Consider the following 20,414-nt stretch of genomic DNA (forward strand, 5'->3'; position numbering starts at 1 on the left):
AAATATGGAGAAAAATACCGCCTTGCGCGCGGTGGGTATGTGTTTGTTGCTATATTGTTTATAGCATTTTGCGCGGCGCAGCCCTGTCCCTGTCACTGTCACTGAGCGCCAAGGCGTCAGGGCATCACGCAGCAGGGCTCGCCCCCATGTCCAGGCCCATCGCCTGCGTGGCGTGCCGCAGGTAGGTCACGGCAAATTCGGTGTGGCCGTGGGCATGTTCTACCTCGGCCAGGCAGGCCAGGGCCACCGGGTCGTTGGGAACTGCGCTGAGCACGGTTTCGGCCAGCTCGGTCACGGTGATCCAGTGGCGGTCCTTGAGAGCCGGGCCTGCGCTGGTGTCCGCGCCGGTGGCGGGTGTGGGCGGCGGGGCGGCCTTGGCCTTGTCCACCAGGTCCTGCAGGCGCTGGTGGGCCTCGTGCAGGCTCACGCGCTGGCCGGGCTTCAGGCCCACGCCAGGCACGGGCGGCTGGGTCCAGGCCTCGGGCAGCTGGGGCAGCCAGTCCTGGATCGCCTGGGCCTGGGCGGTGGGGTCGTCCGGGTGTTCGGCCCGGGCCAGCCACTGCAGCCACATCACCCGCAGGCCTTCGGCAAAGTGGTGGTTGAAGATGTCCTCGCGCATCAGGGCCGATGCCTCCACCTCGGCGCGCAGCCCCTGCCGCAGGGTGTTCAGCGCCTGCGCGTCGGCCGCCAGGCCGGTGGCGATGCGCACATAGTCTTCGGGCGTCTCGGCCAGCCACTCGGTGCGGCCCAGGTAGGCCAGCAGGCCCACGCCCATGCGGCTCTTGAAGCTTTCGCCCACCATCGACACGATGGGCAGGCCCATCCACAGCACGTCAAATGTGGTGGTGCCGCCCGTCAGCGGGAAGGGGTCGAGCGCGATGTCGATGCGGTGGTAGGTCAGGTACTGGTTGTCGGTGCGCTGCGCCACCAGGTCTACCTGCGTCGGCGGCAGGCCCAGGCGCTCGCAGCGCTGGCGGTAGGCGTTGGCAAAGTCCGGCCGGTCCAGGTTCTTGCCCTCTATGAGCAGGCGCGAGCCCGGCACCGCAGCCAGTACCTGGCCCCACAGGGCCAGCACCTCGTCGGTCAGCTTGCCCAGGTTGTTGCACGAGCCGAAGGTGATGAAACCGTTGGCGAGCGCGGGCGTGGGGCGCACCTGGTAGCGCGGCTGGTAGCGCCACAGCGGGTTGCGGCTCATGGGGCGGTAGCACGCGAACAGCGTGGGCAAGCGGTAGAGCTGCTCGGTGTACTGCGCCTCTGCGCCGGGCGGGTCGGTGATTTCGTCGGTGAACTTGTAGTCCACGGCCGTGAGCCCGGTGGTGGCCGGGAACCCCAGCCAGGACACCTGCACAGGGGCCGCCTTGTGGGCCAGCGTCAGCAGGCCGTTGTTGCCGGTGTGGCCCGCCAGGTCGATCAGGATGTCGATGCCCTGCGCGCGAATGGCCTCGGCCTGCTGCTGCGGGCTGAAACCGGCCAGGGGCACAAAATGGTCGGCATGGCGCTGTACGCGCTCGGTGACGTGATCGTCCCGCGGGAACAGATAGAAAGCGAAAACTTCAAACTGCCGCCGATCCAGTTGCGCCAGCAGACCCTCCACAAAGTACATCACCGAGTGCACCCGGAAGTCGGGGGAGAGGAAGCCGATCTTCAGGCGTCGCCATGGCGAGCCCCGGTGCTCCTGGAAATCGGGCCACTCTGGGCGCAGCGGCGGTTCGAACACAGCGCCGTACTGCCGTGCGGCCGCCGACAGCTGCGCGGCGTCCACCTGGGGATCGGCCAGCATGAACAACAGCTTGTTGGTGTAGTTGCCAGGGTCGTTGTAGCGCAGGGCGATGGCTGTCTCGCAGTCCTTGACAGCCTCGCGCACCTGGCCCAGCTCGCGCCGGTGGATGGCGCTTTGCATGAGTGCGGCGACGCGGTCGTGCAGTGTCTCGGCCAGGGCGGCGGCCCTCTGGCTGGCGTCAAAACCTTTGTCGTGTTGCGTCAGCAGGTAGCAGCATTCGGCCAGCTTGATCCAGCCAATGGCCTGCTGGGGGCGCAGTTCGCACACTTTTTCCAGCAGGGGCAGGGCGTCGATATTGCGTGCTTGCTCAATGAGCACGTTCGCATAGTTGACGAGTAGCTCGGCGTCTTCAGGCCAGTACACATAGGCCTGTCGGTAAGCCTTGAGGGCGGCGTCGAACTCGCGCTGCTTGTTCAGTGAGAAGCCCAGCAGCCGATGCGCGCTGAGGTGACGACTGTTCTTGCGCAGGACCTGGCGGCACAAGCGGGTGAGAAGGGGCCAGTCGGAGGCAGCAAGTGCCGCCTGCAGGCGGGACGCGTCCTGGTCGGTGTGTTTGGTGTGCACGGTGGCGCCGATCTACGAGCAAAGGAGCGGGATGTGCAGGCAGTGTGCCATGTACAAAGGGGCCCGATGGGCCCCTTTGGTGTTGCTGTTTCACTGCGCAGCGTGTGGTTTGGTCAGGTTACTTGAGCAGAGACAGCACGCCCTGCGGGATCTGGTTGGCCTGGGCCACCATCGCCGTACCGGCCTGTTGCAGGATCTGGGCACGCGACAGGTTGGCTGTTTCGGCCGCGAAGTCTGCGTCCTGGATGCGCGAACGCGATGCGGACAGGTTCTCAGACGTGATCTGCAAGCTGGAGATGCTGGTTTCGAAGCGCGATTGCAGGGCGCCGAGCTTGGCGCGTTCACCGTTGATGAAGGCCAGGGCCGAATCTACGGTCTTGAGCGCGTCGGTGGCGTTGGTGAAGGTGGTCACGTCCAGGTTGGCCACGGTGTGCAGCGAGGAGCCCCCGTTGTCCAGCTGGTTGCTGGCCGAGGTCACGGCGAAGGACTTTTCGGAGTCCAGCGTGATGTAACCGCCCGTGTTGATGAACTCCACGTTGGCGTCGGCCGCGAGCGTCTGGGTCGCGCCGTTGCTGGCACCTGCCGCGTCATAGCCGGTGACGGTCACCGCACCCGCGTTGGCGTTCACCGTGTCGCCGATCACGATGTTGTTGCCGGTGGCGTTGGTCAGGATGATCTGCGTGCCGTCGGAGTTGAGCGAGGCATTGATGCCGGTTTTGGCCGCTTGTTCATTGATGGCCGACACGGCAGGGGAGAGGCGGTCGGTCCCCGTGCCTGCAACCAGCGTGAATGAAATGGTGCGGGGACTGCCGATGTTGTCACCTTCCAGCGTCAACGAATAGGACCCGGCCGCCGCCATGCCACCCAGGTGCACTTCGGTGCGGGCTGTGGCGGTCACGCCAGTGGTGGCCTGTAGGGCATTGATCTGGTCGGCGGTGGCTTTGGCGGTAGCACTTGCAGCCACCGTCAGGGTGCCGGTGCCCAGGTAGCCGCTGACGGCTACCGAGCCGGTGGTCACACCGTTGGTGCCTGCGGTGGCTTGGGTGGCCGATGCGCCAATGCCCGAGCCGTTGGAGGCGACGTTCTGGTTGTTGCCGTACACGCTGGTACGCAGGTTGGCTGTGGCCGCCACAATGGTCTGGTTGGCGTTGGCACCCACTTGGAACTGCTGCGTACCAAAGGTGCCGTCCAGCAACTTCTGGCCGTTGAATTCGGTGGTTTGCGAAATCCGGTCCAGTTCAGCTACCAATTGGCCGACTTCCTGCTGCAGGGCCTGGCGGTCGCCAGCGCTGTTGGAGGCGTTGGCCGACTGCACCGCCAGTTCACGGACCCGTTGCAAAATGTTGCCAGCCGAGCCCATTGCACCTTCAGCCACCTGCGCCAGAGAAATCCCGTCGTTCGCATTGCGAACAGCCTGGTTCAGGCCGCGGATCTGGCTGGTGAAGCGCTCGGAAATCGCCAGGCCGGCGGCGTCGTCCTTGGCGCTGTTGATGCGCAAGCCGGACGACAGGCGCTGGATGGCTGTATTCAGCGACATCTGGCTGGTGCCCAGGTTGCGCTGGGCGGTCAGCGAGCTGATGTTGGTATTGATGGTTGCTGCCATGGCGAAACTCCTTAACGTCGCTAGACGGATCTGTTTGCCGGTTCAAGCGCACCCGTCCGGCTGTCAATGGGGGAACGATGGATGAATTGTGGAGACGCTGCTTTTTGGCGTTTAGGAGATAAGCGGCAAAAAAGTCGTACAACTTGTGCGTTTGCCCCTCAAGTTTTCCGGCGGCGACCCGAAAACAATTGCAACGGTCCGTAAGCGGCCCGCCGTTCACCAGATGGCCTGCAGCGCTGGGAACCCAGGAGGCCAGCGCGGTGCTGGCGCCCCGGCTGGCGGCAACGCCATATTCAGTCAGTTCTTTTCTGGAGATTTGCAATGGCTTCCACCATCAATACCAACATCGCCTCGCTCACCGCCCAACGCAACCTGGGCATGAGTCAGACTTCTCTCAATACGTCCATTCAGCGCCTGTCCTCTGGCTTGCGTATCAATAGCGCCAAGGATGACGCTGCTGGCTTGGCGATTTCCGAGCGCTTCACCAGCCAGATCCGCGGCCTGAACCAGGCGGTTCGCAATGCGAACGACGGTATCTCCCTGGCGCAAACGGCTGAAGGCGCACTGAAGGCTTCTGGCGACATCCTGCAGCGTGTGCGTGAACTGGCTGTGCAATCGGCCAACGCCTCCAACAGCGCTGGCGACCGCCAGGCCCTGCAACAGGAAGTGGGACAGCTGGTGTCCGAACTGGACCGTATCTCGCAAACCACGGAATTCAACGGCTCCAAGCTGCTCGATGGCAGTTTCGGCACACAGCAGTTCCAAGTGGGTGCCAACGCCAACCAGACCATCGTGGCTGCCACGGGCAATCTGCGCACCAGCGTCTACGGCAACAACCAGAACGTCGCCTCCAACGGCTCGGGCATTGGCGCATCGGCCACCCAAGCGACCGCAGGCACCAACGGTGTGACCACAGGTACCGTGGCCATCAGCGGTGCTCTGGGCACCGGCACGCTGACTGTGGCTGTGAGCGCCACGGCCAAGGCTACGGCCGACCAGATCAATGCCCTGAAGGCAGATACCGGTGTGACAGCCACGGCCCGTACCGAAGTGCGTCTGGGTGGTATGTCGGCTGTCGGCTCTTACTCGCTGACGCTGGAAGGTGACAACGTCGGCGCGGCACGTACAGTGTCTTTCACGCTGACCTCCGCCACAGGCACGGACCGTCTGTCGGCCGCTGTGTCCGCCATCAACGACCAGTCTGCCAAGACCGGTATCAATGCTTCTCTGAGCTCTGACGGTAGCCAGATCGTTTTGACCAATGCCACGGGTAACAACATCGTGGTGGGCGATACAGCCAACGCCAACGCGGCGAACGTGACGGTCACCGGTTACGACGCAGCTGGCGCGGCCAACGGCGGCACGACGACGCTGAGCTCTGCTGCCGCAACGGTGGAAAACGTGAACACCGGTGGCTACATTACGCTGGACTCGGAAAAGTCTTTCGCAATCACTTCAACCAGCAACCAGCTGGACAACGGTGGCTCTGCCCTGCAAACCGTGGCCAACCTGGATGTGACCACGTTCAGCAACGCCACCAACGCCCTGAAGACGGTGGACTCTGCACTGGCCTTCATCAACGGTGAGCGTGCCAAGCTCGGTGCTCTGCAATCGCGCTTTGAAACGTCGATCAGCAACCTGCAAGTGACGTCGGAAAACCTTTCTTCCTCGCGTTCGCGTATTCTGGATGCCGACTTCGCCGCAGAAACGGCCAACCTGTCGCGTGCCCAGATCCTGCAACAGGCCGGTACGGCGATGGTGGCCCAGGCCAACCAGCTGCCCCAAGGTGTGTTGGCTCTGCTGCGTTAAGCGGCGGGCATGGCAGCCAGGGCGTTGCAGCGCCCTGGTGGACCCCAGGCGGCGGCAGATTTCTGTCGCCGCCCTTTGGCTTTTTGGAAGGCGGGTGCCAGGACCGCTGGATAAGACGGGTTTCCTGGCGTGTTTACGGACGTTCTTGATCGCCGTTCGGCGCCATAATTTCCGTTGGACCAGTTCAGGAGGTTTGTATGGCAACCATTTCATCCCCAGGCGTCGGCACGAACGGACTTGATGTCAAGAGCATCATTTCCCAGTTGGTCACCCTGGAAAAGAGGCCCCTGGACACGCTGAAATTACAAGCGGCCACGGTCAATACCAAGATTTCTGCCTTTGGACAGATCAAGTCGCTGGTGTCCACGCTGCAGGATGCAGCGGGCAAGCTCACCAGCGTGACCGGTTGGAATGGCGTGGCTACCACGTCGTCCGACTCCAAATTTGTTTCCGCCACCGCCGTAGGGGGCACGCTTCCCACCACGTTCAGTGTCGAGGTCCAGAGCCTTGCCAAGGCGCAGGCCACTGCGTCCGCCGCTTTGCTGCCCGTGGGTGGTGCGCTCGGATCCGGTACGCTGCGCCTCGAACTGGGCAAGTGGAGTGTTGCACCCGCGTCGTTCACACCTGGCAGCGGTCAGCCCGTAGATATCACTATCAGTGCGAGCGACAAGCTGTCGGACGTGGCCAGCAAGATCAATGGTGCCAATGCAGGGGTAACGGCGTCTGTACTCAGTGATGCGTCGGGCGAGCGCTTGCTGCTGCGCAGCAAGAGCACCGGCGAGGAGTTCGGGTTTCGCCTGAGTGTGATGGAGGACGGCGACACCGACCCCCAGAGCGCGGGCAACACCGACGCCACGGGCTTGTCCCGCCTCGTCAACGGCGCCACGGTCACGCAGGCTGCCGCCAATGCCAAGGCCACGGTCAACGGGATCGCGGTGTCTTCGGCCACCAATACGTTTGCCTCCACGATTTCGGGCGTGACCTTCAAGGCCGAGCAAGTGACGACGGCTCCCATTGATATCACCGTGAGCAAGGACAACTCCGCGATCCAGTCCAACATTGATGGATTCGTGAAGGCCTACAACGCCATCAACCAGTTGCTGCAGGACGCCACCAAGTACGACGCCGCTACCAAATCGGCAGGGTTGCTGCAAGGCGACTCGACGGCGGTGGCGCTGCAAAACTCCCTGCGCAATGCCATCCAGTCGGTCACTACCGGGGGCGGTGCTTTCCAGCGGTTGGCGGACATTGGCATTACCCAGCAGCTGGGCGGAGACCTGGCGGTTGATTCCTCCAAGCTCACCAAGGCGCTGTCCGAGAACCCCGACGACGTGAAAAACCTGTTCCGCAATACCGGCGGCGGCGCTGCCGATGGCATTGCCGTCCAGCTGAAGGCGTTGACCACCAACCTGCTCTCCAACGACGGGTTCTTCAAATCCAAGGATGCCACCCTGCAGCTGAGCCTCAAGCGCAACAGCCAGGACCAGACGCGGGTGAATGAGAAGGTCGAGGCATTTGAAAAGCGCATCACTCAGCGGTATAACGCGCTCGATGCCCAGCTGAGCAGCCTCAATGGCCTGAACGCGTATATCTCTCAGCAGGTCACTGCCTGGAACAAATCGACTGGTTAATCAGGGGCTTCAGTTTTTCTGGCACATGCCGATAACTTAAGTAATACCTCGGAAGGATTGTCAGCATGTTCAGCGCCTACAGCCCCCGTGCAGCCAACGCTTACCAGCGTATCAATGTGGAAACCAGCATGCACACGATGGACCAGCACCAGCTGGTCAGCCTGCTGTATGAAGGTGTCCTCAATGCCATCGCCACGGCACGTGGCGCCTTGGCGCGTGGTGATGTGCTGGCCAAAGTCAATGCCATCTCCAAGGCCGTGCGCATTCTGGAGGAGGGCCTGAGCACCTCGCTCGACAAAGTCGATGGGGGCGAACTGGCCGAAAACCTGGGTGCGCTGTACGATTACTGCATGCGCCGCCTGATCTTGGCCAACGCCCGCAACGACGACGCCATCATGCAAGAAGTCATGCGCCTGATCGAGCCCGTGGCCCAAGGCTGGAACGAAATCAAGAAAACCGGCACCGCGGCTTCGTCCGATGCGCCCGCCGCCACTGGCCAGCCTGTGCTGGTGGAGGCATAACCATGTCACACATGCTGATTGACTATTACAAGGCGATTGAAGACAGCAGCGCCAAGATGCTGGAGGCCGCCAAGCTCAAGGACTGGGATGGGGTGGTGCGCTATGAAGGCGCCTGCGCCGTGCTGATCGAGCAGCTGCGCTTCAAGTCGCAAGAGCACGAACTGCTGCCTGAGCACAAGCGCGAGAAGACCCGCATCATGCAGCGCATCCTGCGCAACGATGCCCAGATTCGCTGCCTCGCTGAGCCCTGGCTGGCGCAGTTTGAACACCTGTTCGACGGCCAGCCGCAGATGATGCACTGAGGCGTGCGCTGAGCCGCAAAAAAGCCGACCCCACGAGGTCGGCTTTTTCATGGGCGAATAGGGCTGTACCGCTTATCTATCAGGCGCAGGCAGCTATTAAATTGAGAGCGGATGATTCCTGGCGCTTGGCATCCAGCTCGCCGGGGCCAGCGATGCGTCGCTCAGCCCCTGGTACCAAGAGCGTGGCGTGTCTTTGGGGGTAAAAAGTGCTCATAGCGCTTGCCTACAAAGCGCAAATGCTACAAAAATAGGAGTGAAAGAAGGGCCCCTACCGCCCCATACCGGCGCGCCCCACGCGAGGGATGCCCTGCAAGGGCCGCCCCGCAGCGAGGGCATCGTCTCCCTGCCCGAAACGCCCAGCGTTGCGAGAGCTGGGGGAAGGCGCGCAGCGCCTCAGGGGGGCGTCTCTATCACACCTGCATGTTCATGATGTCGGTATAGGCTTGCACCATCCGGTTGCGCACATGCAGCGTGGCTTGAAAGCCGATCTGGGCCTTCTGGATCGCCACCATGGTTTCTTCGAGGCTGACAGAAGGGTTTTCCATCTGCACCTCGGTCTGCAGGTTCGAAGAGCGGTTTTGTGCGGCGCTGACCGATTGCAGGGCGCCCTTGAGCGCCCCCGAGAAACCCACGTCGTTGGCGTCGTTTTGCGGCGCTGCAGCACGGCGCGCCACGCCAGCGCCCGTGAGCGGGGCGGTAGAGCTTGAGATGCGAAGGTCCATGGCTGTATCCGTGGGAATGGCGGTATGCTGCGTATCCTAGCCATCGCGCCGGGACCCATCGCTCTGAATTGATGGCCAAACGCGCGGCTTATCCAGCGAACATTTTGGAGGCGTGACCGAATAATCGACCCCACGCTTTGGTCCTTGCCGGGCCACCCTACTGGAAAGCAAGATGTCTGCAGTTGCTGAAATTCCTCTCACCCCCCCTGCCAGCCCGAACTGGCTGCAGCGGCTGTCTGCCCTCGACAGGGCGCAGCGCATGCGGCTGGGTGTGGGTGCGGCGCTGCTGGTGGCGGTGGCCATTGCGGCCATCGTGCTGGGGCGCCAGCCTGACTACCGCGTGCTGTTTGCCAATCTGAACGACAAAGATGGTGGTGCCATCGTGGCCCAGTTGTCGCAGATGAATGTGCCATACAAGCACGCCGATGGCGGTGGTGCCATCCTGATCCCTGCAGACCGCGTGCACGACGTGCGCCTGCGCCTGGCCACCCAGGGCCTGCCCAAGGGTTCGGTGGCTGGCTTCGAACTGATGGAATCGAGCAAATTTGGGATGACGCAGTTCCAGGAGCGCCTGAATTTTCAGCGAGGCCTGGAGGGCGAACTCACGCGCTCCATCCAGGCGCTGTCGTCGGTTCAAGGTGCGCGGGTGCATCTGGCGCTTCCCAACCAGAACGGATTTTTCCGGGAGCAGCAAAAGCCTTCGGCGTCGGTGCTGGTGAGCCTGCACCCGGGCCGTATTCTGGACCGTGCGCAGCTGGCGGGCATCGTGCATCTGGTGGCTTCCAGCGTGCCAGAGCTGTCTCCGTCCGCCGTGAGCGTGCTGGACGATACAGGCAAACTGCTGTCCCAGTCGCCCGATACTGCCGCTGGAAACGGTGTGGATGCGCAGCAACTGCTGTATGTACAACAGATCGAACAGCAGTACACCCGCCGCATCCTGGACATCCTGGAGCCCGTGGTGGGCCGCGACAACGTCAAGGCGCAGGTGACGGCCGAGGTGGATTTCACACAGACCGAATCTACCTCCGAGCAGCACCGGCCCAACCTGGCCACCGATGCCAGCGCCATCCGCAGCCAGCAGGTGGTGGAAAGCACAGGCCCCCAAGGCAATCCGCTGCCCACCGGCGTGCCGGGCGCCACGACGAATCAGCCCCCTGCGCCGTCTGCCGCGCCCATCAATGGCGCCAACCCGCCGCCCACCGCTGCCGGCCAGCAGGCTCAGGGCGCCCAGGCTGTGGGCAGTAAGCGCGAATCCATCACCAACTACGAGGTTGACAAGACGGTGCGCGTCACGCGCGGCGGCAGTGGTGCTCTCAAGCGGGTGAGCGCGGCGGTGGTGGTCAACTACCAGTCCACGGAAGACAAGGGCAAGACCGTGTCGAAGGCGCTCACACCCGAGCAACTGGAGCAGATGACGGCGCTGGTGCGCGAGACCATTGGCTTCAACCGGGATCGCGGCGACTCCGTCAACCTCATGAACACACCGTTCCAGGTGACCGCAACGCCAACCAGCGACATTCCGCTGTGGAAGCAGCCTGAAGTGATCGATCTGGCCAAGTCGTTTGCCTGGCCGGTGGGTGCGGTGCTGTTTGCGGCCCTGGTGCTGATGGGCCTGGTGCGTCCGGCCCTCAAGGGTACTGGCGCGGCGGCCAAGCCCCGTGCCATCCCGGTGGCCGGTGGCCAGCTGGATGCCGTGGAGTCCGAGACGCCCGAACGCCCGGCGCTGCCTGCGCCCGCCAAGAAAAACGAGGTGCTTCCTGCCACGCCGGAGCAATTGCGTCTGGAAGAGGCGCGCGTGCTGGCCAAGGAGAACCCGGTGGCTGTGGCCAATATCCTGAAGACCTGGCTGAACGGCGAGCCGGTCTAATTACCGACACCACGGACGACGACCATGGACGACCAAGGACTCAACGACGCCGCCATCATGCTGATGTCCCTCGGCGAGGAAGAGGCTGCCGAAGTGTTCAAGCACTTCTCGCCCAAGGAAGTGCAGAAACTCGGCGAAACCATTGCGCGCATGCGCTCGGTGTCGCGCGAGAAAGTGGACGAGGTCATCAACAAGTTCTCCGGCGCCGCTGCTGCGCAGAGCCTGCTGGTGTCCGACACCGGTAATTACGTGCGCGCCGTGCTGCGCCGCGCGCTGGGCGACGACAAGGCGGGCCTGCTCATCGACCGCATCCTGCAGGGCGGCGACGTGTCGGGCATCGAGAGCCTCAAGTGGATGGACCCACTGTCGGTGGCTGAACTGCTGCGCAACGAACATCCCCAGATCGTCGCAGCCATCCTGGTGCACCTGGACAGCGACCAGGCGTCGGGCATCCTGATGCACCTCACTGACCGTCAGCGCAGTGAAATTTTGCTGCGCGTGGCCACGCTGGAAGGTATTCAGCCGACGGCGCTCAAGGACCTGAACGAGGTGCTGTTCAAGGTGTTGGCGGGTGGCGACAAGATCCGCAAGAGCTCGCTGGGCGGCGTCAAGGCTGCGGCCGAGATCATCAATCTGCTGGGCGGCAACATGGATGCCGTGGTGCTCGAATCCATCCGGGGTTACGACCCCGATCTGGCCCAGAAGATCATGGACAAGATGTTCGTGTTCGAAGACGTGCTCAAGCTCGACGACAAGGCGATCCAGACTGTGCTCAAGGAAGTGGCGTCCGAAACGCTCATCGTGGCACTCAAGGGAGCAGTGCCCGAGCTGCGCGAGAAGTTCCTGTCGAACATGTCCTCGCGTGCCTCCGAGGCATTGCGCGAAGACCTCGAATCGCGCGGCCCGATGCGGTTGTCCGAGGTCGAGGCTCAGCAGAAGGAAATCCTGAAGACCGTGCGTCGCTTGTCCGACGAGGGTCAAATCGTGATTGGATCCGGCGGTGATGATGCCTTCGTCTAGCCAGCGCTCTTATTCGCGCTTCATTCCCAGCGAGGAAGTGGGCGATTTCACGCAGTGGAAGTTTGGAGCGGTGGACGGCTCCGACTTGGTTGAACCAGTGGAGCCCGAGCCTGTGGCGGAGATTCCGGCTGAAATTGATGAGGCTGCGCAGCAGGCACTGATTCAGCAGGCATGTGATGACGCCTACGCTGAGGGCTTTGCCCAGGGGCAGGCCCAAACGGCGCTGGAATGGCAGCGGCGCATGGACGAATACATTGCCCAGCAAGGGCATGAAACGGCGCAGCGGCTGCAGAGCGTGGTGCAGACCCTCGATGCAAGCCTGATCGACATGCAGCAGCAGATGGCCCAGCAACTGCTGGAGCTGGCCTGTGACATTGCGCGCCAGGTGGTGCGCCAGGAACTGTCCGTCAACCCCAACGCCTTGCAGCCCGTGGTGAGGGAGGCGGTAGGCATGCTGGTGACCGAGGGGCGACCTGCCATGGTCCGCCTGAACCCTGCAGATATGGAGGCGATAGCCCAGCCTCTGCGCGAAGAAATCGATGCCCCCGGTGTGCAGTGGATGGCGGATGCTGCGGTGCCGCCGGGCGGCTGCCTGGTGGAATCAGCCGGTACGGCGGTGGACGGCAGCCTTGACAAACGCTGGCAGCGGGCCATTGCCGCACTGGGGCTCCAGTCGCCATGGCAAGAGGAAGAAGAGGGCAGTGATGGCCGTTGAATCTCCATCTGCCTGGACACGCCTGATGGACGACGCGCGTGCGCGCGTCGCTGAAGGCGCGCCGCTGGAGACGCGCGGCACGCTGACCCGGCTGACGGGCCTGGTGCTGGAGGCTGTGGGCATCCGCGTGCCCGTGGGCTCGCAGTGCATGGTCCAGATGCCGGGGCATGCCCCCGTGCTGGCAGAAGTGGTGGGTTTTTCTGCGGACCGCGCTTTTCTGATGCCTGCGGGAGATATCCACGGACTCTCCAGTGGTGCCAGTGTGGTGCCCGCTGCGCCCTACATCCCCATCCCCCGTCTCGGCGAGCCCGCGCGGGCCATCCAGCGTGCGGGTGTACTGCGCTTGCCGATGGGCGAAGGCCTGCTGGGCCGGGTGGTGGATGCGCAGGGACTGCCGCTGGACCATGGCGGGCCCGTGCAGGACGTGGTGTCTGAGCCCATGGGGCGCCGCCAGATCAATGCCATGGACCGGGACCCTGTGCGCGAATCGCTGGACACGGGCGTGCGCGCCATCAATGCCCTGCTTACCGTGGGGCGTGGGCAGCGCCTGGGTTTGTTTGCCGGTTCAGGGGTGGGCAAAAGCGTCTTGCTGGGCATGATGGCCCGCTACACACAGGCAGATGTGATCGTGGTGGGGCTTATTGGCGAGCGGGGGCGCGAGGTCAAGGAATTCGTGGAAGACATTTTGGGTGAGGATGGCCGTGCGCGATCGGTGGTGGTGGCGGCGCCTGCTGATGCGCCGCCGCTCTTGCGCATGCAGGGGGCTGCATATGCCACGGCGGTTGCCGAGCACTTTCGGGACAAGGGCAAGCATGTGCTGCTGCTCATGGATTCGCTCACCCGCTATGCCATGGCGCAGCGCGAAATTGCGCTGGCCATCGGTGAGCCTCCCGCCACCAAGGGCTATCCGCCCTCCTGCTTTGCCAAGCTACCGCAACTGGTGGAGCGCAGTGGCAATGGGCTGCACGGGGTTGGCTCGATCACGGCTTTCTACACGGTGCTGTCTGAGGGCGATGACCAGCAAGACCCGATCGCTGACGCGGCGCGTGCGATTCTGGATGGGCACATCGTGCTGTCGCGGGCTTTGGCCGAGACGGGGCATTTCCCCGCCATCGACATTGAGCAGTCTGCATCCCGCGTGATGCACAACGTGGTGTCGCGCGGGCATTTTGATCTGGCGCGACGCTTTCGGGCGGTGTATTCGCGCTACCAGAAGAGCCGGGATCTGGTGCAGGTCGGTGCGTACATGAGCGGCTCCGATCCCGCCCTGGACGAAGCCATTCGCCTGCAGCCGCAGATGGCCGCCTTCTTGCAGCAGGACATGTTCGAGGCCGCCTCGATGGACCAGAGCGTGGCGGGCATGGCAGCGGTGTTGGACCATTGAACACCTGGGGTAGTCAGCCATGTCCAGCCTGAACTCGCTCGCCGTCGCTGTGGAAGTCGCCTCCCGCAAGCGGGACGACGCGCGCCAGGCGCTGCAGGACATGTTGGCTGCGCAGCAGGCGGCGCGTGCCCAGCTCGACCAGCTGGAAGATTACGCCCGAGAGACCCAGGCGCGTTGGGGCATGAAGGCCGATACCACGATGAAGCCCGAGGTGATGTACCACCACTACCAGTTCATGGACCGCCTGGGCCACGCGGCGGGTGTCCAGAATGGTGTGGTGGGAGACCACGCCCATCGGGTGGAGGCCGCCAGGCGCGCCTTGCTGGAGGCGGAATTGCGTCTGGCAAGCCTGCGCAAGGTCATGGAAAAGCGGCGCCACGACCTGGAGTTGGCCGAAATGCGAAGAGATCAGAAACAAACCGATGAGCGGGCTGCGTTGCAGTACCGCAGTGCGATTCAGGGCTCTGAGGGCCGGGAGTATTGACCATGGAACCCACCAAAATTTCTTCTCCCCAGGGCACCCAGTCCGCCCATGCCGCTCGGCACCGCTCCACAGCGCAGACCCCGGACGCTAACGAACCGGGCGCTGGCGGCTTTCTGGCGCTGCTGGCAGCTTTGGGCGATGGGGCGATGGGCGGAGGCGATGGCGCTCCGCTGGATCTGGCGGCCTCGGGTGCCGCTCCTTCCGATGTGGCTTTGTCGGACGCTGCAAAGGCGACCATGGAGGCCTCCGCCATGGCTGCCTGGCAGGGTTTGCTGGTGCCCGGCGCCAATGGGTGGATTGATGCTGCTGCGGCAGAGCGCGGGCAGGGCGGCAGCATTTTGAGTGCCGGAGCGCAGACCGGAGCGGTGTTGGGGCTGGACGCGCAGGGTGGTAGCGCCCAAGGGGGGCTGGCGTCTCTGGCGGGAACCCTTCCTGGAACGGACGGTCTTTCGCAAGGCATCGTGGCTGAAACGGCCAGGCTCGACACTTCGGCAGACTTGCAGGAAGCGCTTCCGCCGGTCGGCGGGATGGCGCAAGGCCGAATTTTCTCCCGCATGCAAAGTGCCTTGGCCCAGAAGGCAGATGCAGTGGAAATGTCTACAGGTCGCACCCTCGGAGGAGGCGCTGCGCAGCAGTTGCCGGGCCATCAAGGCGTGGCCCTGGCTGCGGTGCAGATGGCCAGCGAGCGAACGGTGGGGACGCCAGTTGCTGGCGCATTGGATCGCAGTCCGGGGGGCATGGTGGACCCGGCGGGTGGCGCTGTGGTCGCCTCCGTTGCAGAGGGGTTGCTGTCTCCGGTTGCGTCCGCGCGAGGTGGGGAGGGCGTGGACGCTGGAGGCCGCTCTGGTGAGGGGCATTCCGGCGCCGGGGCTTGGTTGGATAGCGGCAGCGGTTCTGCGCCGGTGGAGCCGGGCTCCCTGGATGGGGCAACGGTGTTTGCCGACCCCGCACAGGCAGGTGTTGAGGAGCAGGTCGCCGAGCAGGTGGCTTATTGGGTCAACCAGAAAACACAGAATGCGGAACTGACGCTCAACCGCGACGGGCAGCCGGTAGAGGTGTCGGTGTCACTGTCGGGCAATGAGGCCCACGTGACGTTCCGCAGCGACCAGTCGCAGACCCGTGAGCTGCTGGACCGCAGCATGGCGCAATTGAGTGAGCTGTTGCGCAGTGAGGGCCTCGTGCTGTCGGGTATGTCGGTTGGCACCTCGGCGGGGCAGCGTGACGATGCGGGTGGGGCTGAGCGGCAGGGCCAGCGCGATGGCGCTCGCCAGGCGAAGGTGGTCGCTGCAGCGCCCACTGGCACGGCTTCACTGCTGCGCGGTGGCGCCCCGGATCGCGCAGTAGACGTCTTTGTGTGAGCCCGGCGGGCAGACGGGGCTACCCGCCTGCCGCCCGCGTCACCCCCCGGTCAGGAACTCGCTCGCGCGGCGTCTTTACGCTGCTGCTGGCGGTACGCGAGTACCGTGTTACTCCCTACCCCAGAGCACTTCTGATAGGTTGCTTTGCAGCGCTGGCTACTCCTGCATTCCATCAGGTCTTGCCGCTGCAGCGCGACCGAACTCTGTTCCGGTGCTTGCGTGCAGAGTCCATAGCGCAGTGAATGCCATGGTTTTGGGCTTTTATTCTGGCTATTATTGGTTGCAGCCCCGCCCAATAATGGGCCATCCGGTTTTGCTCGCCCATGGATTGCGCGGGCCCGGCCCGTCTCCCACCGCAAGGAATCCGCAACGTGTCAGCCAATACTCCCGCAGCGGCCCCGGCCAAAAGCAAGAAGATGCTCATCATCATCATCGGCGTTGTGGTGGCGGTGCTGGTGATTGGTGGCGGCGCGGTGGCTTGGTTCATTTCCAGCCGCTCCCATGCCGACGAAGAAGATGGGGCTGCGCCAGTCCGCAAGGAGGCGCCCAAGGTGGCTCCCACGTTCCTGCCCATGGAGAACATGGTGGTGAACCTGGCAGACCCTGGCGGTGACCGGTTTGCCCAGATTGGTATCACCCTGGAGTTGGAAGATGCCAAGACAGCAGAGCAGGTGAAGCTGTATTTGCCCTCCATACGCAGCGGCATCCTGATGCTGGTTTCCCAGCGGACTTCCACTGAACTGCTGCAGCGGGAAGGCAAGGAAAAGCTGGCTGCAGACATCCTGCGGGAAGTCTCCCGCCCCCTGGGTTACACGGTTCCTACGGAGCGTGCACGCGCTGCGGCGGCCGACAAGGAAGAGGATGCGGAGGACCGGCCTTCGCGTCGGCGCACAGAGCGCAACCCGGTGCACCGTGTGCTTTTTTCCAGCTTCATCATCCAATGACCCGGGCGAGGACCAGTCATGAGTGATTCATTTCTTTCCCAGGAAGAAGTTGATGCCCTTCTTGAAGGGGTTACTGGTGAGAGCCAGAAGTCGGTCGAGGAGGTCGCGGAGGCGGGCTCCGTACGCAACTACGACATTTCCAGCCAGGAGCGCATCGTCCGCGGGCGTATGCCGACGATGGAAATCGTCAACGAGCGGTTTGCACGCAACTTCCGCATCGGGCTCTTCAATTTCATCCGCCGCAGTCCTGAAATTTCGGTGGGCACGGTATCCGTGCAGCGTTACAGCGCCTTTCTGCGCGAGCTGGCGGTACCCACGAACTTCAACATTGTGGCCATCCGTCCGCTGCGCGGCAGCGGACTGATCGTGTGCGAGCCCTCGCTGGTTTTCGGCATCATCGACACGCTGTACGGCGGCGTGGGCAAGTTCCAGACACGGATTGAAGGTCGGGATTTTTCGCCCACGGAGCAACGGGTCATCAACCGCCTGGTGGACGTGATCTGTGCTGAATACAAAAAGGCCTGGCAGGGCATTTACCCGCTGGAGCTGGAGTACCAGCGGTCTGAGATGCAGCCGCAGTTTGCCAACATTGCCACCCCCAGCGAAATCGTCGTATCCACGGCGTTTCAGCTGGAAATCGGGGACCTTTCGGGCGCCATCCACATCTGCATGCCCTACGCGACGCTGGAGCCGATCCGTGACGTGTTGTATTCGTCCACCCAGGGCGACTCCATTGAAGTGGATCGCCGCTGGGTCCGCGTGCTGACCCGGGAAATCCAGGCAGCCGAAGTGACCCTGGTGGCCGAATTGGCACGCGCCGACGCCACCGTGGAGCAGTTGCTGGCCATGAAGCCTGGCGATTTCATCGAGCTGGACCGAGAACCCCGCATTCGCGCATCGATTGGTGGGGTCCCCATTTTTGAGTGCCAGTACGGAACGCACAATTCCAAGTACGCCATTCGTATTGAAGAATGCCTGCGCAATGCCGACATGAGCTGGCTGGGAGAAAAAGATGTCAACTGAAGAAGATAACAAGGATGCTGGCGCGGACGACCCGTTTGCGGGTTGGGCCGAGGCACTTGAAGAACAAAAGCGCACCGACGACAAGCCGGGCGACGGGGAGCAGGGTGGCCCGTTGTCTGGTGAGCCTGTACGCCCTTTCTCCGGTGGTGGCGATGGCACGGTCAACGACATCAATATGGTGCTGGACATACCCGTCCAGTTATCGGTGGAGCTTGGCCGCACAAAGGTACCCATCAAGTACATCCTTCAGCTCGCGCAAGGCTCGGTCGTGGAGCTCGATGCACTCGCGGGTGAGCCGATGGACGTTCTGGTCAATGGCTATCTCATTGCCCAGGGCGAGGTGGTGGTTGTAAATGACAAGTTTGGTATTCGCCTCACGGACGTGGTGACGCCTTCCGAGCGTTTGCGGCGGGTCAGTCGTGGATAGTGGCAGCATGACCCAGACGCTGGTCGTGGTCGTCCTTTTTGTGGGGGCCATGGCTCTACTGCCCTGGCTTGTCCGCCGGTTGCAGCAGCGGCAGGCTGCAGGCAGCGCTGGTGTGGGAGCCGCGTCCCGGGTACTGTCCGCAGTGGCTGTCGGCCCCCATCAGCGCGTGGTGACGGTGGAAGTCGGGCCCGAGCATGCGCGAACCTGGCTGGTGCTGGGCGTTACCGCTCAGCAAGTGAGCTGTCTGCATGTGTTCCCTGCTGGCCCGTCAGCCGCCCCCCATTCGGCACCCAAAACGGAGCCTTCTTTCGCGCAGGTAGTCGCGTCCGCCGTGAATGCCCCAGGAAGCACCGCCAATGGCTGATGTATCGCTCACCCGTCGCGTGGCGCTGCTGGGAGCGGTCGCTTCTGTGGGGCTCATGGGGCATGATCTCGCCTTCGCGCAGGCGTCTGCCGGGTCCCTGCCGCTGGTGGTGGGGAGCGGTCCGTCTGGCAACAGTTACTCGGTGCCTATTCAGACACTGTTGTTCTTCACGGCGCTGTCCTTCTTGCCAGCGGTGTTGCTCATGATGACGGGCTTTACCCGGATCGTGATTGTTTTGTCGCTGTTGCGCCAGGCGCTGGGCACCCAGTCCGCGCCGCCCAACCAGGTCATCATCGGGCTGTCGCTGTTTCTCACTTTTTTTGTCATGGGGCCTACCCTGGACCGTGTGTACCAGGATGCCTATGTGCCTTACACCAATAACACCATCAGTTTTGAACAGGCTCTGGAAAAGGCCGAAGCGCCGATGCGCAGTTTCATGCTCAAGCAGACCCGGCAGTCTGACTTTGCCCTGTTTTCCCGCTTGGCGCGACTGGATTCCAGTGTGACCGCAGAAACTGCACCCCTCAGGGTGCTTGTGCCTGCATTTGTCACCAGTGAGCTGAAATCGGCGTTTCAGATCGGGTTCATGATCTTCATTCCGTTTCTGGTGATCGACATGGTGGTGTCGAGCATCCTCATGTCTTTGGGCATGATGATGTTGTCTCCGGTGCTGGTGGCACTGCCGTTCAAGCTCATGCTGTTTGTGCTTGCGGACGGCTGGAACCTGCTGATCGGCTCGCTGGCTGCCAGTTTTGTACCCTGAAGGAGCTGCCAATGACTTCACAAATGGTGCTGACCATCGGGCGTGACGCGCTGACATTGCTTCTGATGATTTCGATGCCCGTGCTCGGGGTCGTCATGGCGGTGGGATTGCTCGTGAGCATTTTTCAGGCCGTAACCCAGATCCACGAAGCGACGCTTGCGTTTGTTCCCAAGCTCATTGCTGCGATGGTGGTTTTTGCCATTGCAGGCCCCTGGATGCTCAGCACCCTGGTGGACTTTATCCGCCGGACCATCGAATCGATTCCTTCGATGATTGGCTAGCCCGGTGAGAGGGCGAGCTATGGGTTTTTTCCTGAAGCCGGGTCCTCCAGACGCCCGCTTCGAAGCCCGTTGAGGATCGTGTGATCACTTTCACCGAGGCTCAGCTGATGGCTTGGCTTTCGCCCATTCTGTGGCCCTTTTTGCGCGTGCTGGCCGTGTTCTCGGTCGCGCCGGTGTTCTCCATGCGCACAGTTCCCATGCGCGTCAAAATTGGACTGGCGTTTCTGGTGGCACTGTGCGCGCAGGGTGTGCTGGGTGATCAGCCGGTCATCAGCGTCAATGGTCGTGAGGCGTTTGGTGCTGTTGCTCAGCAGGTGGCCGTGGGCCTTGCGATCGGTTTCTCTGTCAGGCTGGTGTTTGCGGCCGTGGAACTGGCGGGTGAAATCATCGGTTTGCAGATGGGCTTGAATTTCGCGTCGTTCTTTGACCCGTCGTCCAATGCGCAGATCAGCGCCGTTGCGCGGTTTTTTGGGCATATGGCCATGCTGCTGTTTGTGGTCATCAATGGCCACTTGCTGATCCTGATGGCCGTGGTGAAAAGCTTTGACCGCTTTCCTGTCGATGGAAACTTTTTGCAGGCGCTCGGGCAGATGCGCCTTTATGAACTGGGCTCGTCGCTGTTCGCCAGCGCGCTCTGGATCGCTCTGCCGATGATTGCGCTGTTGCTGTTTGTCAATTTGACGCTGGGCATCATTTCCCGCGTGGCACCGCAAATGAATATCTATGCGGTCGGTTTCCCCGTGACGTTGACTGTAGGCATGCTGGGTATTGTGGCCACACTGCCGCTACTGGAGCAACCCGTGCTCGCGCTCATGCAGCAGGCAGTCGATCTGTTTGCTGCTCAGCGGTAGA

At 62.9% G+C, this 20,414-nt stretch carries 20 protein-coding genes; 17 read left to right on the plus strand and 3 right to left on the minus strand.

Features of this window, described 5'->3' with window-relative positions; all coding sequences use genetic code 11:
* Positions 1-124 precede the first annotated feature (124 nt).
* Positions 125-2,344, minus strand: coding sequence for an O-linked N-acetylglucosamine transferase family protein (locus ACSQ22_RS15450; RefSeq protein WP_436130818.1), 2,220 nt, complete (start codon positions 2,342-2,344; stop codon positions 125-127).
* Positions 2,345-2,462: 118 nt separating this feature from the next.
* The gene (locus ACSQ22_RS15455; RefSeq protein ID WP_218301582.1) at positions 2,463-3,947 is read right to left on the minus strand and encodes a flagellin; all 1,485 of its coding nucleotides are present in this window, start codon (positions 3,945-3,947) and stop codon (positions 2,463-2,465) included.
* 321 nt (positions 3,948-4,268) lie between these two features.
* Between ACSQ22_RS15455 and ACSQ22_RS15460 the strand changes: the two genes are divergently transcribed.
* The 4 genes from ACSQ22_RS15460 to ACSQ22_RS15475 all read left to right on the plus strand — a co-directional run bounded on the left by ACSQ22_RS15460 (position 4,269) and on the right by ACSQ22_RS15475 (position 8,210).
* Complete coding sequence (locus ACSQ22_RS15460) at positions 4,269-5,756, plus strand: flagellin (protein ID WP_436130819.1); 1,488 nt, start codon at positions 4,269-4,271, stop codon at positions 5,754-5,756.
* Positions 5,757-5,953: 197 nt separating this feature from the next.
* Positions 5,954-7,387, plus strand: coding sequence for a flagellar filament capping protein FliD (fliD, locus tag ACSQ22_RS15465; protein ID WP_436130820.1), 1,434 nt, complete (start codon positions 5,954-5,956; stop codon positions 7,385-7,387).
* A 65-nt stretch (positions 7,388-7,452) separates the two neighbouring features.
* Complete coding sequence (gene fliS, locus ACSQ22_RS15470) at positions 7,453-7,908, plus strand: flagellar export chaperone FliS (RefSeq protein ID WP_055398289.1); 456 nt, start codon at positions 7,453-7,455, stop codon at positions 7,906-7,908.
* A gap of 2 nt (positions 7,909-7,910) precedes the next feature.
* Positions 7,911-8,210, plus strand: coding sequence for a flagellar protein FliT (locus tag ACSQ22_RS15475; protein WP_436130821.1), 300 nt, complete (start codon positions 7,911-7,913; stop codon positions 8,208-8,210).
* 410 nt (positions 8,211-8,620) lie between these two features.
* Here ACSQ22_RS15475 and fliE read toward each other — a convergent pair whose 3' ends face one another.
* Complete coding sequence (fliE, locus tag ACSQ22_RS15480; RefSeq protein ID WP_055398288.1) at positions 8,621-8,932, minus strand: flagellar hook-basal body complex protein FliE; 312 nt, start codon at positions 8,930-8,932, stop codon at positions 8,621-8,623.
* A gap of 172 nt (positions 8,933-9,104) precedes the next feature.
* On the opposite strand from fliE, the gene fliF reads away from it, so the two are divergent.
* From fliF to fliR, 13 genes are all read left to right on the plus strand, one after another.
* Entirely contained in the window at positions 9,105-10,799 is a 1,695-nt protein-coding gene (gene fliF, locus ACSQ22_RS15485) for a flagellar basal-body MS-ring/collar protein FliF (protein WP_055398287.1), read from the plus strand.
* Between the two features lie 24 nt (positions 10,800-10,823).
* Positions 10,824-11,819: a flagellar motor switch protein FliG gene (gene fliG / locus ACSQ22_RS15490; protein WP_055398286.1), complete on the plus strand. Its 996-nt coding sequence runs from the start codon at positions 10,824-10,826 to the stop codon at positions 11,817-11,819.
* Positions 11,803-12,534: a flagellar assembly protein FliH gene (locus tag ACSQ22_RS15495; RefSeq protein ID WP_218301585.1), complete on the plus strand. Its 732-nt coding sequence runs from the start codon at positions 11,803-11,805 to the stop codon at positions 12,532-12,534. Before fliG ends, ACSQ22_RS15495 begins: the two co-directional genes overlap by 17 nt.
* Positions 12,524-13,918, plus strand: coding sequence for a flagellar protein export ATPase FliI (gene fliI / locus ACSQ22_RS15500; protein WP_121508460.1), 1,395 nt, complete (start codon positions 12,524-12,526; stop codon positions 13,916-13,918). The genes ACSQ22_RS15495 and fliI overlap by 11 nt, the downstream gene beginning before the upstream one ends.
* A 19-nt stretch (positions 13,919-13,937) precedes the next feature.
* Positions 13,938-14,402 (plus strand): flagellar export protein FliJ, encoded by a 465-nt coding sequence (fliJ, locus tag ACSQ22_RS15505; RefSeq protein ID WP_055398283.1) that lies wholly within the window; start codon positions 13,938-13,940, stop codon positions 14,400-14,402.
* 2 nt (positions 14,403-14,404) lie between these two features.
* Complete coding sequence (locus ACSQ22_RS15510) at positions 14,405-15,760, plus strand: flagellar hook-length control protein FliK (RefSeq protein ID WP_436130822.1); 1,356 nt, start codon at positions 14,405-14,407, stop codon at positions 15,758-15,760.
* A 371-nt stretch (positions 15,761-16,131) separates the two neighbouring features.
* Entirely contained in the window at positions 16,132-16,704 is a 573-nt protein-coding gene (locus ACSQ22_RS15515; RefSeq protein WP_436130823.1) for a flagellar basal body-associated FliL family protein, read from the plus strand.
* An 18-nt stretch (positions 16,705-16,722) separates the two neighbouring features.
* Complete coding sequence (gene fliM / locus ACSQ22_RS15520) at positions 16,723-17,727, plus strand: flagellar motor switch protein FliM (protein WP_010466026.1); 1,005 nt, start codon at positions 16,723-16,725, stop codon at positions 17,725-17,727.
* Positions 17,717-18,154 (plus strand): flagellar motor switch protein FliN, encoded by a 438-nt coding sequence (gene fliN / locus ACSQ22_RS15525; protein WP_055398281.1) that lies wholly within the window; start codon positions 17,717-17,719, stop codon positions 18,152-18,154. The genes fliM and fliN overlap by 11 nt, the downstream gene beginning before the upstream one ends.
* Before the next feature lie 7 nt (positions 18,155-18,161).
* Complete coding sequence (locus ACSQ22_RS15530) at positions 18,162-18,518, plus strand: FliO/MopB family protein (protein ID WP_436130824.1); 357 nt, start codon at positions 18,162-18,164, stop codon at positions 18,516-18,518.
* A gap of 55 nt (positions 18,519-18,573) precedes the next feature.
* Entirely contained in the window at positions 18,574-19,281 is a 708-nt protein-coding gene (fliP, locus tag ACSQ22_RS15535) for a flagellar type III secretion system pore protein FliP (protein WP_121422887.1), read from the plus strand.
* Between the two features lie 11 nt (positions 19,282-19,292).
* Positions 19,293-19,562: a flagellar biosynthesis protein FliQ gene (fliQ, locus tag ACSQ22_RS15540; RefSeq protein ID WP_015015801.1), complete on the plus strand. Its 270-nt coding sequence runs from the start codon at positions 19,293-19,295 to the stop codon at positions 19,560-19,562.
* Positions 19,563-19,642: 80 nt separating this feature from the next.
* Positions 19,643-20,413 (plus strand): flagellar biosynthetic protein FliR, encoded by a 771-nt coding sequence (gene fliR, locus ACSQ22_RS15545; protein WP_055398277.1) that lies wholly within the window; start codon positions 19,643-19,645, stop codon positions 20,411-20,413.
* Position 20,414 lies beyond the last annotated feature (1 nt).

The organism is Acidovorax sp. LjRoot38, assembly GCF_964252975.1.
Lineage (GTDB): Bacteria > Pseudomonadota > Gammaproteobacteria > Burkholderiales > Burkholderiaceae_C > Acidovorax > Acidovorax facilis.

What these genes read in the sequence shown, in the direction of transcription:
- ACSQ22_RS15455 (WP_218301582.1), bottom strand. Translation starts at nt 3,947, where the DNA reads ATGGCAGCAACCATCAATACCAACATCAGCTCGCTGACCGCCCAGCGC.
- ACSQ22_RS15460 (WP_436130819.1), top strand. Translation starts at nt 4,269, where the DNA reads ATGGCTTCCACCATCAATACCAACATCGCCTCGCTCACCGCCCAACGC.
- fliD (WP_436130820.1), top strand. Translation starts at nt 5,954, where the DNA reads ATGGCAACCATTTCATCCCCAGGCGTCGGCACGAACGGACTTGATGTC.
- fliS (WP_055398289.1), top strand. Translation starts at nt 7,453, where the DNA reads ATGTTCAGCGCCTACAGCCCCCGTGCAGCCAACGCTTACCAGCGTATC.
- ACSQ22_RS15475 (WP_436130821.1), top strand. Translation starts at nt 7,911, where the DNA reads ATGTCACACATGCTGATTGACTATTACAAGGCGATTGAAGACAGCAGC.
- fliE (WP_055398288.1), bottom strand. Translation starts at nt 8,932, where the DNA reads ATGGACCTTCGCATCTCAAGCTCTACCGCCCCGCTCACGGGCGCTGGC.
- fliF (WP_055398287.1), top strand. Translation starts at nt 9,105, where the DNA reads ATGTCTGCAGTTGCTGAAATTCCTCTCACCCCCCCTGCCAGCCCGAAC.
- fliG (WP_055398286.1), top strand. Translation starts at nt 10,824, where the DNA reads ATGGACGACCAAGGACTCAACGACGCCGCCATCATGCTGATGTCCCTC.
- ACSQ22_RS15495 (WP_218301585.1), top strand. Translation starts at nt 11,803, where the DNA reads ATGATGCCTTCGTCTAGCCAGCGCTCTTATTCGCGCTTCATTCCCAGC.
- fliI (WP_121508460.1), top strand. Translation starts at nt 12,524, where the DNA reads ATGGCCGTTGAATCTCCATCTGCCTGGACACGCCTGATGGACGACGCG.
- fliJ (WP_055398283.1), top strand. Translation starts at nt 13,938, where the DNA reads ATGTCCAGCCTGAACTCGCTCGCCGTCGCTGTGGAAGTCGCCTCCCGC.
- ACSQ22_RS15510 (WP_436130822.1), top strand. Translation starts at nt 14,405, where the DNA reads ATGGAACCCACCAAAATTTCTTCTCCCCAGGGCACCCAGTCCGCCCAT.
- fliM (WP_010466026.1), top strand. Translation starts at nt 16,723, where the DNA reads ATGAGTGATTCATTTCTTTCCCAGGAAGAAGTTGATGCCCTTCTTGAA.
- fliN (WP_055398281.1), top strand. Translation starts at nt 17,717, where the DNA reads ATGTCAACTGAAGAAGATAACAAGGATGCTGGCGCGGACGACCCGTTT.
- ACSQ22_RS15530 (WP_436130824.1), top strand. Translation starts at nt 18,162, where the DNA reads ATGACCCAGACGCTGGTCGTGGTCGTCCTTTTTGTGGGGGCCATGGCT.
- fliP (WP_121422887.1), top strand. Translation starts at nt 18,574, where the DNA reads ATGGGGCATGATCTCGCCTTCGCGCAGGCGTCTGCCGGGTCCCTGCCG.
- fliQ (WP_015015801.1), top strand. Translation starts at nt 19,293, where the DNA reads ATGACTTCACAAATGGTGCTGACCATCGGGCGTGACGCGCTGACATTG.